The sequence below is a fragment of the Cyanobium sp. ATX 6E8 genome (assembly GCF_024346335.1).
In the GTDB taxonomy this organism is placed as follows: Bacteria; Cyanobacteriota; Cyanobacteriia; order PCC-6307; family Cyanobiaceae; genus Cyanobium_A.
Genome location: NZ_JAGQCT010000002.1, coordinates 223,273 through 236,441, shown reverse-complemented (window position 1 = coordinate 236,441; position 13,169 = coordinate 223,273). Strand labels below are relative to the sequence as shown.

Genomic DNA, 13,169 nt, shown 5'->3' with positions numbered 1-13,169 from the left:
CTGCTGTGGTGCTGCTTCCCCTGCTGGTGCTGCTGCTGCAGCTCCTGCCGGGGAGGGTTGGTCCGGCCTGGGCAGCACCCGGGATTTGCGTCGGCCCAGTGTGCGGTGATGAGATCAGCCGCAGCGCCAAGCACCATTGGCAGCTGCGCCTGCGGGTGAGCGACCAGCAGGGCCAGCACGAGCGCCTGGTGGTGGATTGCCGCAATGGGGTCGTGAGCCCCTTGGCTGGTCCGGTGGAGCGGGGCTATGCCGCCGCTGTGGCGCGACGGGTTTGCCGCTTGGCCGGTGATTCCGCCGCATGACTGCCGGCATCTGGATCCTGGGCGACCAGCTCTCGCAGACCCATCCGGCCCTGGCCTCCCTCGCACCTGCCGAGGCTCGGGTGCTGCTGATCGAAAGCACATCGGTGCTGCAGCAGCGCCGCTATCACCGCCAGAAGCTGGTGCTGGTGTGGAGTGCGATGCGCCACTTCGCCGCTGAGCTGCGTCAGCTGGGCTGGAGCGTGGATTACTGCGAAGCCACCACCTTCGCCGCTGCTCTGCAGACCTGGATCACGCAGCACGGCATCCGTGAGCTGCACCTGATGGACCCGGCCGAGCGTCCCTTCCGGACGGCCATCGAGCGCCTGGACCTGACGGTGCCGTTGGTGTGGCAGCGCTCCACTGCCTTCCTCTGGAGCCAGGAGGACTTCGCGGCCTGGGCCCAGCCCTACAAGCAGCTACGCATGGAGCTGTTTTACCGGGAGGGCCGCAAGCGTTTTGGTGTGTTGATGGGCGACGCCGGCCAGCCGCTGGGCGGCCAGTGGAATTTCGACCATGACAACCGCAAGGCCCCGCCCAAGGGGCTGGCCGGCCCAGAACCGCTGGGTTTCGCGCCCGATGCGACCACCCAGGCGGTGATCGCCAAGGTTGAGCGCCTGGCCGCGGAACTGGCGGCGAGTGGCGCCGAGGACTTACCCGGACAGAGCGAACCGTTCCGCTGGGCCGTCACCCGCAGCCAGGCCCTGGCGGTGCTGGAGCAGTTCATCGCCACCCGCCTCGATGGTTTCGGACCGTTCCAGGACGCCATGGTGAGTGGCCAGCCCACCCTCTGGCATGCCCTGCTCTCTCCGTACCTCAACCTGGGCCTGCTGCACCCGCTGGAGGTGATCCGGCGGCTGGAGCAGGCGGGCCTGGAGCGGGATACCCCGCTGGCGTCGCTGGAGGGGGTGATCCGCCAGATCCTGGGTTGGCGTGAATACACCCACGGGCTGTATTGGTGGTTTGGGGCCGACTATCCCCAGCGCAATCATTTCGGCGCCGATCGCCCCCTGCCGGTGTGGCTCGAGCAGCTGGGCGGCAGTGGCATGGCCTGCATGGACACGGTGCTGGCTGAGCTGGACAGCAGCGGCTATGCCCACCACATCCAGCGGCTGATGGTGCTCGCCAACTACGGCCTGATCGCCGGCCTCGATCCCCAGGCCTTCACCGGTTGGTTTCACAGGATGTTTGTCGATGGCTACGACTGGGTCATGCAGACCAACGTGCTCGGCATGGGTCTGTTTGCCGATGGCGGTTTGCTGGCCAGCAAGCCCTACGCGGCCAGCGGCAACTACATCAACCGGATGAGCACCTACTGCAAGGGCTGCCGCTACAACCCCAAGCAGCGCACGGGCCCGACGGGCTGCCCATTCAATGCCCTCTATTGGGACTTTCTGAGCCGCCACGCCGAAACCCTGCGGCGCAATCCCCGCATGGGCCTGGTGATGAAGCAGCTCGAGAAAATCCCTCACGACGAACTTGTCGCGATCCGGTCTGCAGCTGAGGCCCACCTGGGCGCTGAAGCGTGTCCGGGATGATGGTCGGGCGTTCGCGTCCCACCATGTCCACGCTGTTGACGGGTGGTCATGGTGATCCACCCCGCACCCGCCGTTACGACTACGGACTGGTGGTGCTGCAGCTGTTTTGGAGGATGCGCCTCGATCTGCTGCTATTTGGGCTCCTGGTGGCCGTTGCGGTGTGGCGCGGCCCCCTGCCGACCCGTTGGGGCCTCACCCCCATGGGGATCTCGGTGCTGGGGATCGCCGTGTCGATCTTCATCGCCTTTCGCAACACCCAGGCCATCAACCGCTGGTGGGAAGCCCGCACCCTCTGGGGAGCGATGGTGAACCACAGCCGCAAGTGGCGCGATGTGCTTCTGGCCCTGCTGCCCCAGCGGCAGCTCGCCACCCAGCGGGGACGCTGCCTGATGGAGTATCAGGTGGCCCAGGTGTGGCTGCTCAACTTCGAGTTGCGCAATTTCTGGCGCACCGATCTGCACCGCGGCGTTGAGGGCCTGCTGGCCGACCTGCAGCTCCAGCCCGCCACCTCCCTGCAGGAGGTTTGCCGGCAACGGGCCCAGGCGATCGAGCGGTTGCATCGCGATGGCTGGATTGATGGCTGGGGCCGGCAACAATTGAGCGAGGTGAGCAACCTCTGCCACGACGCGATTGGTGGTCTGCAACGCATTCGCAACACACCCATTCCCGCGTCCTACGACGTGTTCGTGCGGATGATCACCTGGCTCTATGGCCTGCAGTTGCTCTTGGAATTTCAACGTTCCAGCCACATCCTGGTTGGGGTGGTGCTGTTCATGGGCTTTCTCACCGCCGAGCGGATCGGTTCCTACGTGGAGGGACCCTTTGATCGCGATGGCAGCAGCTTCTCGCTACCCCTCAATGCCATCTGCAGCACGATCACCAACGACTTGATGCAACGGCCGTTGGATTTCGGCAGCTTCCGCCCTAGCCAGGATCCAGCTCGCTGGGATTGATGGGATCATGGATTGCGCCACCCAGGCCAGGGGGCCTGGGGCTTTACGTTGTGGCTCGCCCTGACAACCACCGCCATGCCCCTGCTGGCCCTGAGCTGGCCCCCGGAGGCCTATCTCTGGTTCAAAACGCTCCACATCGTGGGTGTGGTGGTGTGGTTTGCCGGACTCTTCTATTTGGTGCGGTTGTTCATCTACCACCGCGAAGCTGAGGAGCTCGATACCCCCCTGCGCCTGGCCTTTCAGGAGCAATACGGGCTGATGGAGCGCCGCTTGGCCAACATCATCACCACCCCCGGCATGGTGGTAGCTGTTGTTTGTGCGGCGGGCCTGTTGAGCGTCAACCCGGCCTGGCTCCAGCAGGGTTGGCTGCACGCCAAGTTGGCCTTTGTGGCGGCGCTGCTTGCCTATCACGTCTTTTGCTACCGGCTGATGGGGCAGCTGCGGTCCGGCCAGTGCAGCTGGAGCCCGAAACAACTGCGGGCCCTCAACGAGCTGCCCACCCTGCTGTTGGTGATCGTGGTGATGCTGGTGGTGTTCAAAAACCAGTTTCCTACAGGTGCTGCCACCTGGTTCATCGTGGCGCTGGTGGTGTTCATGGCGGCCTCGATCCAGTTTTATGCCCGCTGGCGGCGGCTGCGGGCCGAACGCCTGGCTGCCGGTGCTTAATCCCCAGCCAGCCCACCATCCGCTGCGGACCGTGCTGCAGCAGCTGACGCCGCGCTGTTGCCCGGGCCGGGTCAACTTCCACTGCCACACCACTTGCAGCGACGGCAGCCTGCTCCCCCAGGAGCTTGCTGAGCAGGCCGTCGCTCTGGGCCTGGAGCACCTGGCGATCACCGACCACCACAGCATCTCCGCCTACGGGCCGGTGCTGGAACACTTTGAGGCTGCATCCCACTCAGGCCAATCGGTGCCGAGGCTCTGGCGGGGAGTGGAGATCAGTTGCCTGCTCGAAGGCTGCCTGGTGCACGTGTTGGCGCTGGGCTTTGGCGAGCATCACTCCAGCTTGGGGCCCTACCTGCACGGACAGTCCGTGGTGGGTCCGGCGCTACAGGCCGAAGCCGTGCTGGAAGCCGGCCGCCAGGCCGGGGCGTTGCTGTTGCTCGCCCATCCGGCCCGCTACCGCCTGCCTTTCCAGCGGCTGATCGCCGCCGCCGATCGGTTGGGCTTTGATGGAGCAGAGGCCTGGTACGACTACCAGATGCAGCCCCGCTGGGCGCCCACACCGGTGGTGTGCGAAGCGATCGCCGCCGACCTCCAGCAACGGGGCCTTTTGATGAGTTGTGGTACGGATACCCATGGCTTAGCGCTTCACGGCCGCTAGGGTTTGGCGACGCTTTCCCGTGCCAGTCGATGGGTCTGTTTGATCGCCTGTTCGCCGCCCGTGGCGGCAACACCAACAACGGTAATGTGCCCGCCCAGCCGAAGAAGGAGGCCGAAACCTTCTTCCTCGATGCCGACGCCTCCAGCAGCATGGGCAATGTCGAGTTCATGCGGCGCTCCAACACCATCCGCCGCACCTTCCCCGGCACCGTCGACAGCCCCGGCAACAAGGAGATGGTGGCTGAGGTGGCCGCGATGGAGGCCAAGCTCGAGAAGATGTCCGAAGGCCTTGGCGGCCAGACCAGCCAGCAGGAGTCGATCAACCTCACCGGTGGCATCCCCAAGCCGGTGAAGAAAACCTTCGCCCAGACGATGTCCCAGGCGGAGCTGGACCAACGGATGAAGGGAACGGCCTTTGGGGTGAATGTGCCCGGGGGTACTGCCGCCATCAAGAAGGAGCAGGAGCAGGTGCAGGCCGAGCCACAGGCCCAACCCCAGATCAGCCAGCAGCCCACCGGCAAGGCCGGTGCCATCGATCCGTTCAAGCAGATGGTGAGAGATCTCAACAGCTGAGTGCTTCGCTCAGCTGGCTCAGCTCAGTTCTGTTCGATCAAGCTTTCACTCTCCAACACCAGCTGGCGCAGATGCTCCAGCTGGTTTTTTTGTGCGCCGTCCCAGAGCCCACGGTTGTGGGCCTCCAGCAGCCGCTCGGCCATGTCCCGCAGGGCCCAGGGATTGCTCCGCTCTAGAAAAGCGAGCACGGCGGGATCGCTCAGCCATTGGTCGCAGAGGGCCCCATAGCCCCAGTCGGGCACCCGGCCGGTGCTGGCGTCGTAGGCAAACAGATAGTCGAGGCTGGCAGCCATCTCGAAGCCGCCCTTGTAGCCGTGCTGCTGCATCGCCTCGATCCAGCGTGGGTTAAGCACGCGGCTGCGCAGCACCTTGTCGAATTCCCGCTCCAGGCGGTGCAGCTTTGGCCGGGCGCTGCGGGAGTGGTCGCCAAACCAAAGGGCCGGCCTCTGCCCCGACAGCTTTTCCACGGCGGCGCTGAGTCCCCCCTGAAATTGGTAGTAATCGTCGGAATCCAGCAGGTCGTGCTCGCGGTTGTCCTGGTTGTGCAACACCACCTGGACGGCACCCAGCCGTTGCTCGAGGCCGTCCCGATCGGCCTGGGCCTCGATGCCCGCTTGGCCCGGAATGCCCGCCTGGCTGTCGTAGCGCCAGCTGCTCCAGTTGAGAAACGCCTCGCCCAGGTCGCCGCGCTGCTCCCACTGGCCGCTGTCGATCAGGCCCTGCAGCCCCGCCCCATAGGCGCCTGGGGCTGAGCCGTACACCCGGGCGCTGTGACCGTCCCGCCGCCAGGCCGCCGCCAGCGGGTTGTCGGCATCCAGCTCCTCGAGCGCCGCCACGAGAGCTGTCGCCCGGTTGACCCAGCCCACCAGCTGGGGGAACGCGTCGCGGAACAGCCCCGAGATTCGCAGGGTCACATCCACCCGCGGCCGACCCAACAGGCTCAGGGGGATCACCTCCAGGTCCACCATCCGGCGGGTGGGGCCATCCCACACCGGCCGCACGCCCAGCAACGCCAGCACCTGGGCGATGTCCTCGCCGCCATTGCGCATCGTGGCCGTGCCCCACACCGACAAGGCCAGGGTCTGCAAGTGCTCCCCCTGCTCCTGGAGATGCAGCTCCAGCAGCAGTTCAGCGCTGCGACGACCCAGGTCCCAGGCGGCCTCCGTTGGCAGGCCGCGCAGATCGACGCTGTAGAAATTGCGGCCGGTGGGCAACAGATCGGGCCGGCCTCGGGTCGGGGCTCCGGAGGGCCCGGCGGCGATGCGCTCCCCGTCGAGCCCCCGCAGGAAGGCTTCGCGCTCAGCGGCGCCACAGGCCAGCAGCCGTGGCAGCACGGCCTGACGCAGATGCTGCAAGGCCTGCTGCACGGCTGGCCCCAGCTCACCGGCCTCGACTGGCCCTGGCCCGTCCTCCCGCAGCTCCTGCTCCACCAGCGCCAGGGCCCGCCGCTCGAGCAAAGCCACGCCATCTCCCACCAGGCGAGGCGACTCACCCCCAAAAGCGGCCTGGAGGCGAAGCTGGTCGCCAGGTTCGAGCGCCGTGGCATCGGCATCGGCCCAGGGGTCGAATCTGAGCTGCAGGTCATGGGCCAGGGCCTGGGTGAGGCCGGGTTGGTTGGCCAGGGGGCAGCGCACCAGGCAGAGCAGCAGCTCCGCCAACCGCTGGGGCTCCGGCAGGGTGCCGTAGGTGTGCAGCCCGAGCCGGATCTGGGCTTCCTTGAGTTCGCAGAGGTAGCCATCAGCCGCATCCAGGCGCGCATCCAGCTCCGCGGCGGTGCCCAGGGGCAATTGCAGGGTCTCCAGTTGTTCCGCCAGGGTCTGCCGCAGCAGTGCGGCCCGCTCGCTGCCCAGCTGGCTGGCCTCCCAGTATTCGTCGAGCAGCACCTCAAGCTGTTGCAGGGCGCCGTGCAGCCCGGCGCGACCCAGCGGTGGGGTGAGGTGGTCGAGAATCACGGCCTGGCTGCGGCGCTTGGCCTGGGAGCCCTCGCCCGGATCATTGACGATGAAGGGGTAGAGATGGGGCAGCGGCCCGAGGGCCCACTCCGGGAAGCACTGGTCTGAGAGCCCCAGACCCTTGCCGGGCAACCACTCCAGGTTGCCGTGCTTGCCCACGTGCACCACGGCATGGGCCCCAAAGGTCTGACGCAGCCACAGGTATTGGGCCAGGTAGGCGTGGGTGGGGGGCAGGTCGGGGCTGTGGTAGCTGAGGGCGGGGTCGCGGTCGTAACCACGCTCCGGCTGGATCAGCACGGCCACATGGCCCAATTGGAGTCCGCGGATCGGGAACCCCAGCGCGGCCCCAGGGCCGGGGGCGCTCACCAGACCCGCATCCCGTTCCGGTGGCCCCCAGCGGGCCTCCAGGAGCTCCCGTCCCTCCCGCGGCAGTCCGGCATACCAGGCCTGGTAGTCGGCCAGGGGCAACAGGGCCAGGGGCGGGCGGTGTTCGCTTTCGGGATCGTTGCTGCGGCCGGCCCGCAGCTGTTGGATCAGGGCTTCGCCGCTGCTGGGCAGGCCCTCACTGAGCTGGTAGCCCGCCTCGGCCAGCCACTGCAGCATCAGGGCCGTGGAGGCCGGCGTGTCGAGCCCCACGCCATTGGCCAGGCGACTGTTGCGGGCGGGGTAATTGGCCAGCACCAGCGCGATGCGCCGCTCCCTGGCTGGGGTCTGCCGCAGGCGAATCCAATTGGCGCTGAGCTGGGCAATCCAGGCCAGGCGCTCCGGGTCTGGTTGGTAGCGCTGCAGGGCTGAAGCCAGGCGCTCACTGGCCCCCACCGTCTCCTTGAAGGCGCCGATGCGGGTGGTGAGCCGGCCATCCAGTTCGGGGAGAGCCACCTGCAGGCTGAGGTCGATGGGGCCCAGGCCAATGCTGCTGGCCTGCCACTGGCTACGGGGCTGGCTGCTGCACAGCAACTGCAGCACCGGCACCCCGAGTTGCTCCCACAGGGGAGCCCCCAAACCGGCCTCCTCAAATTGCACCGACGCAAACGACGTGCTGCAGAGCACCGCCTGCACCCCTTGCTGGTGCAACAGGTCGGCGACGCCCCGTTGCACGGCCCGATCCCGCAGCCCACTCACCCAGAGCGCCCGCGGGCAGAGACCAGCCCCCCGCAGGGCCGCGAGGGTGGCCTCGATCAGCGCAAGGTCGCCGGCTTGCAGCAGGGCCCGGTAGGCGATCACCCCCACCCGTGCTCCCGGCTCCTCGCGCCAGTCGTGGGGGAGGGGATCGGCCAGGGGCTCGGCGCAAGGTGGTGGCGGGATTTCGCCATCGAGCAGCCCCCGCAGGCACACCAGCAAGCGACGCAGATTGGCCGGCCCGCCCTCCCGCAAGCATTGGGCCAGGCCCACCGCCAGCTCAGGCGCCACCGTGCCCAGTTCGGCTAGGGCGGTTTCCTCCTCCGGCGTGCCGGCCAGCACCAGCAACTGGCGATCTGGCTGGGCTGCCGCCCAGAGCTGCAGTTGCTCCAGTCCATAACTCCAGTGGCCCCGCCCACCCAGCAGCCGCACCACCAGCAGCCGGGCATGGCGCACCGTGGAGCTGAGGTAGTGGTCGATCTGGGCGGGATGGGCCAGAGCCGCGAGGTTCAGGCCCCGCAGTTCGGTCCCCAACAGCTGCGGCTCCTGCGCCAGCAACTGGTCGATGGCCAGCAGGTCGGTGTCGGCACTGCTGAGCAGCAGCACCGGTGCGGGGGGCTGCTCCACCAGGGCACCGACATCGGCTGCCTCCCCTCCTCCCGGTACCGATGCCAAGCGATGCATGGCCCCATCCTGCTTGCTGCAGTGAGAAGATCGGGGCATCACGGCCTCCGGCCGACGCCTCAGCTCCGCCCGCTTCGCCCCACCATGCACCAGTTCCTGCCCTACGCCTGGTTTGGTGGCAAATGCGTGCCCTTTGCCGAAGCCACCCTGTCGGTGGCCACCCATGCCCTGCACTACGGCACCGGCGCCTTCGGGGGCATGCGGGCCCTGCCCAATCCCAGCGACCCCGCTGAGATCCTGCTGTTCCGCGCCGACCGGCACGCCCGGCGCCTCAGCCAGAGCGCCCGGCTGCTGCTCACCGAGTTGCCGGAGCAGACGATTCACGACGCCATCGGCGTCTTTCTGCGGGCCAACAAGCCCACCTGCCCGGTGTATCTGCGGCCGTTTGTCTACACCAGCGACCTGGGGATCGCCCCACGGCTGCACAACATCGAAACCGACTTCCTGATCTATGGGCTTGAGCTGGGCGACTACCTCTCCCCCGAGGGAGTGAGTTGCCGCATCAGCTCCTGGACCCGCCAGGAAGATCGTTCCCTGCCCTTGCGCGGCAAAATCAGCGGCGCCTACATCACCAGCTCCCTCGCCAAAACGGAGGCGGTCAAGAGCGGCTTCGATGAAGCCCTGCTGCTCAACAGCCGCGGCAAGGTGAGCGAGGCCAGCGGCATGAACCTGTTCATCGTGCGCGATGGCGTGTTGATCACCCCCGGCGTTGATCAGGACATCCTTGAGGGCATCACCCGCGCCAGCGTGCTGGAGCTGGCCAAGTCGATGGGCATCCCCACCCTGGAACGCCCCGTCGACAAGAGCGAGTTGTTCATTGCCGATGAGGTGTTCTTGAGTGGCACCGCCGCCAAGGTCACCCCGGTGCGTCGCGTCGAATCCACTGACCTGCCCAGCGCTCGGCCGGTGATGAAGGCGATTCGCGAGCGCCTCACAGCGATCACGGAGGGCCGCGATCCCGCCTATGACCGTTGGGTGACACGGATCCGCGTGGACGGTTGAGCGAGATGGGCACGGCGGTGGCACCCCGGGTGGGACAGAGGATGGGTTTTCTGGAGCGGCTGCACGCGCCCGAGCGGCCCGTGCTCGTGTTCGACGGTGCTACCGGCACCTCGCTGCAGCAGATGGACCTGAGCGCCGACGACTTCGGCGGTCCAGCGCTGGAGGGCTGCAACGAAGTCTTGGTGTTCACCCGCCCGGATGCGGTGCAGGCGGTGCATCGCCAGTTTCTGGAGGTGGGTGCCGATGTGATCGAGACCGACACCTTCGGAGCCACCTCCCTGGTGTTGGCGGAATACGACATCGCCGATCAGGCCTTTGCCCTCAACCAGCGCGCTGCCGAACTGGCCCGGGAGATGGCGGATGCCTACTCCACCCCAGAGAAGCCCCGCTTTGTGGCCGGCTCGATGGGGCCCACCACCAAGTTGCCGACCCTGGGGCACGTCGATTTCGACACGATGAAAGCCTCCTTCGCCGAGCAGGCCGAAGGGCTGCTGGCTGGCGACGTCGACCTGTTCATCGTCGAAACCTGTCAGGACGTGCTGCAGATCAAGGCAGCGCTGCAGGGCATTGAGGCCGCGTTCAGCAAAACCGGCCAACGCCGGCCGCTGATGGTGAGCGTGACAATGGAGACCACCGGCACAATGCTGGTGGGCTCCGACATCGCCGCTGTGGTGGCGATTCTCGAGCCGTTTCCGATTGATGTGCTCGGCCTCAACTGCGCCACCGGCCCGGAGCAGATGAAGGAGCACATCCGCTACCTGAGCGAGCACAGCCCCTTTGTGGTGAGCTGCATCCCCAACGCCGGCCTGCCGGAGAACATCGGCGGAGTGGCCCATTACCGGCTGACGCCGGTGGAGATGAAGATGCAGTTGATGCACTTCGTCGAAGACCTCGGGGTGCAGGTGATCGGCGGCTGTTGCGGCACCACGCCCGCTCACATCGGCGCCCTGGCAGACCTTTCGGCCGAGCTGCAGGCGGCGCCCAGGCCGGTGCGTACCCCCGAAAGCCAGCACGCGCGACCCCTGTTGCAGGGAGAGCCTGCAGCCGCCTCGATCTACGGCACCACGCCTTATCACCAGGACAACTCCTTCCTGATCATCGGCGAGCGGCTTAACGCCAGTGGCAGCAAGAAGGTGCGCGAGCTGCTGGCTGAAGAAGACTGGGATGGCCTGGTGGCCGTGGCCCGGGGCCAGGTGAAGGAGAACGCCCATGTGCTCGACGTCAACGTCGACTACGTCGGTCGCGATGGCGAGCGGGACATGCATGAGCTGGTGAGCCGTCTGGTCACCAACGTCAACCTGCCGCTGATGCTCGACTCCACGGAGTGGCAGAAGATGGAGGCCGGCCTCAAGGTGGCCGGGGGCAAGTGCATCCTCAACTCCACCAACTACGAAGACGGCGATGAACGCTTCTTCAAGGTGCTGGAGCTCGCCAAGGCCTACGGCGCCGGTGTGGTGGTGGGCACCATCGATGAGGAGGGCATGGCGCGAACGGCGGAGCGCAAGTTTGCCATCGCCCAGCGGGCCTATCGCGATGCCCTCGAGTTCGGGATTCCCGCCCACGAGATCTTCTACGACCCCCTCGCCCTGCCGATCTCCACCGGCATCGAGGAGGACCGCCTCAATGGTGCGGCCACCGTGGAGGCGATCCGACGCATTCGCACGGATCTGCCCGGAGTGCACGTGGTGCTCGGGGTCAGCAATGTGAGCTTCGGTCTGTCGCCGGCGGCGCGGATCGTGCTCAATTCCGTCTTCCTGCACGACTGCTGCGAAGCCGGCATGGATGCGGCGATCGTGAGCCCCGCCAAGATCCTGCCCCTGGCCAAGATCAGTGCGGAACATCAGCAGGTCTGCCGCGACCTGATCTACGACCGCCGCCGTTTCGAAACCGACCAGCCGGGCGCAATCTGCAGCTACGACCCCCTGACGGTGCTCACCACCCTGTTTGAGGGCGTGAGTGCCAAAGAGGCCCGGGCCTCAGGACCCTCCCTGGCCGACCTGCCGGTGGAGGAGCGGCTCAAGCAGCACATCATTGATGGCGAACGCATCGGCCTGGAAGCCTCACTCGATGAAGCGCTGCAGACCTACCCGCCCCTGCAGATCATCAACACCTTCCTGCTCGATGGCATGAAGGTGGTGGGCGACCTGTTCGGCTCCGGCCAGATGCAGCTGCCCTTCGTGCTGCAGAGCGCCGAAACGATGAAGGCGGCCGTGGCCCAGCTTGAGCCCCACATGGAGACGGTTGAAGGGGAGAGCTCGGCCAAGGGCAAGTTTCTGATCGCCACCGTGAAGGGTGACGTGCACGACATCGGCAAGAACCTTGTCGACATCATCCTCACCAACAACGGCTACGAGGTGATCAACCTCGGCATCAAGCAGAGCTGCGAGGCGATCATCGAGGCCCAGCAACAACACCAGGCCGATTGCATCGCCATGAGCGGCTTGCTGGTGAAGTCGACGGCATTCATGAAGGACAACCTGGAGGCCTTTAACAAGGCCGGCATCGCTGTGCCGGTGATCCTCGGCGGAGCCGCCCTCACGCCCCGCTTCGTCAACGGCGACTGCCGCGCCGCTTACAACGGGCAGGTGATCTACGGGCGCGACGCCTTTGCCGATCTGCGCTTCATGGATGCATTGATGGAGGCCAAGGCCGCCGATGTCTGGAACGATCACCAGGGCTTCCTGGGGCCGATCCCGGAAGGCCTGGGCCTGGCAGCCAGTGATGCTGCAGATGCGCCGGCCAGCAGCACGGAGCCAGTGGCTCCAGCCGAGCCCGCCACCGCGGGCACGGCACCGGAGCTCGCCCCCAACGACGAGCGCTCCGAGGCCGTGCCTGAAGAGCCCGCCCTGGAGCCACCGTTCTGGGGCAGTGCGGTGTTGACCGAGGAGCAGATCGATCTGGAGGAGGTGTTTGCCTACCTCGATCGCAATGCCCTGTTCGCCGGCCAATGGCAGCTGCGCAAAACCCAGCAGCAGAGCCGCAGCGACTACGACGCCATGCTGGCCGAGAAGGCGGAGCCCGTTCTGCAGCAGTGGAAGCAGCGTTGCCTGGCGGAAGGGCTGCTGTCGCCTCGCGTGGCCTATGGCTACTTCCCCTGTGGTCGCAGCGGCAATGCGGTGGTGCTGTTCGACCCCGTTGAGCATGGACGCGAGCTCGGCCGCATTGCGCTGCCGCGCCAGCGCTCCGGCAACCGCTACTGCATCGCCGATTTCTACCGCGATCTCGCCGTGGGAGCCGATGGCGCGGCGAGGCCAACCGATGTGTTGCCGATGCAGGCCGTGACCATGGGGGAACGGGCCACCCGCTTCGCCCAGGAGTTGTTCAAGGCGGTTCAATACAGCGACTATCTGTATTTCCACGGATTGGGAGTGCAGATGGCGGAGGCCCTGGCGGAGTGGGTGCACGCCCGCATTCGCCGCGAGCTGGGCTTCGCCGATCCAGCCGAGATGCCGCTGCGGGATGTGCTGGCCCAGCGCTATCGCGGCAGCCGTTACTCCTTCGGCTACCCGGCTTGCCCGAATGTGGCCGACTCCCGCCAGCAGCTCACCTGGCTCGGGGCTGATCGCATTGGGCTGTCGATGGACGAGAGCGAACAGCTGGAGCCGGAGCAGAGCACCACGGCTCTGGTGGCGCTGCACAGCCAGGCCCGCTACTTCTCGGCCTGAAAACAAGGCCGTTCTGGCCTGGGAGCGCGTGTGGGTCCTTCTAGCCTGATCGTTCTTGTGA

9 protein-coding genes are annotated in these 13,169 nt (G+C 66.7%); 8 read left to right on the top strand and 1 reads right to left on the bottom strand.

The genetic code is table 11. The features are described 5' to 3' along the window. The first annotated feature begins 5 nt into the window (after window positions 1–5). The 6 genes from KBY70_RS03270 (at window position 6) to KBY70_RS03245 (ending at window position 4,686) form a co-directional block, all read left to right on the top strand. Window positions 6–302, top strand: coding sequence for a hypothetical protein (locus KBY70_RS03270; protein WP_409996009.1), 297 nt, complete (start codon window positions 6–8; stop codon window positions 300–302). Beyond that, the gene (locus KBY70_RS03265; RefSeq protein ID WP_254987358.1) at window positions 299–1,837 is read left to right on the top strand and encodes a cryptochrome/photolyase family protein; all 1,539 of its coding nucleotides are present in this window, start codon (window positions 299–301) and stop codon (window positions 1,835–1,837) included. Before KBY70_RS03270 ends, KBY70_RS03265 begins: the two co-directional genes overlap by 4 nt. A 23-nt stretch (window positions 1,838–1,860) precedes the next feature. Further along, on the top strand, window positions 1,861–2,790 hold the full coding sequence (locus KBY70_RS03260; RefSeq protein ID WP_094561211.1) for a bestrophin family ion channel: 930 nt from the start codon (window positions 1,861–1,863) through the stop codon (window positions 2,788–2,790). 75 nt (window positions 2,791–2,865) lie between these two features. Further along, the gene (gene hemJ / locus KBY70_RS03255) at window positions 2,866–3,456 is read left to right on the top strand and encodes a protoporphyrinogen oxidase HemJ (protein WP_094561230.1); all 591 of its coding nucleotides are present in this window, start codon (window positions 2,866–2,868) and stop codon (window positions 3,454–3,456) included. Then, window positions 3,449–4,114 carry a PHP domain-containing protein gene (locus tag KBY70_RS03250; protein ID WP_254987357.1) on the top strand — a complete coding sequence of 222 codons (666 nt, stop codon included), beginning with the start codon at window positions 3,449–3,451 and terminating at the stop codon, window positions 4,112–4,114. The genes hemJ and KBY70_RS03250 overlap by 8 nt, the downstream gene beginning before the upstream one ends. A gap of 29 nt (window positions 4,115–4,143) precedes the next feature. Next, on the top strand, window positions 4,144–4,686 hold the full coding sequence (locus KBY70_RS03245; RefSeq protein ID WP_254987356.1) for a hypothetical protein: 543 nt from the start codon (window positions 4,144–4,146) through the stop codon (window positions 4,684–4,686). Between the two features lie 23 nt (window positions 4,687–4,709). Here the strand turns inward: KBY70_RS03245 and cobN are convergent, their stop codons facing one another. Continuing rightward, window positions 4,710–8,441, bottom strand: a complete 3,732-nt coding sequence (gene cobN / locus KBY70_RS03240) for a cobaltochelatase subunit CobN (RefSeq protein ID WP_254987355.1) — start codon at window positions 8,439–8,441, stop codon at window positions 4,710–4,712. Window positions 8,442–8,525: 84 nt separating this feature from the next. Between cobN and KBY70_RS03235 the strand changes: the two genes are divergently transcribed. Both KBY70_RS03235 and metH read left to right on the top strand, forming a co-directional pair. Next, entirely contained in the window at window positions 8,526–9,443 is a 918-nt protein-coding gene (locus tag KBY70_RS03235) for a branched-chain amino acid transaminase (protein ID WP_254987354.1), read from the top strand. Window positions 9,444–9,448: 5 nt separating this feature from the next. Further along, the gene (metH, locus tag KBY70_RS03230) at window positions 9,449–13,108 is read left to right on the top strand and encodes a methionine synthase (protein ID WP_409996013.1); all 3,660 of its coding nucleotides are present in this window, start codon (window positions 9,449–9,451) and stop codon (window positions 13,106–13,108) included. The last annotated feature ends 61 nt before the right edge of the window (window positions 13,109–13,169 follow it).

Coding starts and splice junctions, on each gene's coding strand:
- KBY70_RS03265 (WP_254987358.1), top strand. CDS start 299: ATGACTGCCGGCATCTGGATCCTGGGCGACCAGCTCTCGCAGACCCAT.
- KBY70_RS03260 (WP_094561211.1), top strand. CDS start 1,861: ATGTCCACGCTGTTGACGGGTGGTCATGGTGATCCACCCCGCACCCGC.
- hemJ (WP_094561230.1), top strand. CDS start 2,866: ATGCCCCTGCTGGCCCTGAGCTGGCCCCCGGAGGCCTATCTCTGGTTC.
- KBY70_RS03245 (WP_254987356.1), top strand. CDS start 4,144: ATGGGTCTGTTTGATCGCCTGTTCGCCGCCCGTGGCGGCAACACCAAC.
- cobN (WP_254987355.1), bottom strand. CDS start 8,441: ATGCATCGCTTGGCATCGGTACCGGGAGGAGGGGAGGCAGCCGATGTC.
- KBY70_RS03235 (WP_254987354.1), top strand. CDS start 8,526: ATGCACCAGTTCCTGCCCTACGCCTGGTTTGGTGGCAAATGCGTGCCC.
- metH (WP_409996013.1), top strand. CDS start 9,449: ATGGGCACGGCGGTGGCACCCCGGGTGGGACAGAGGATGGGTTTTCTG.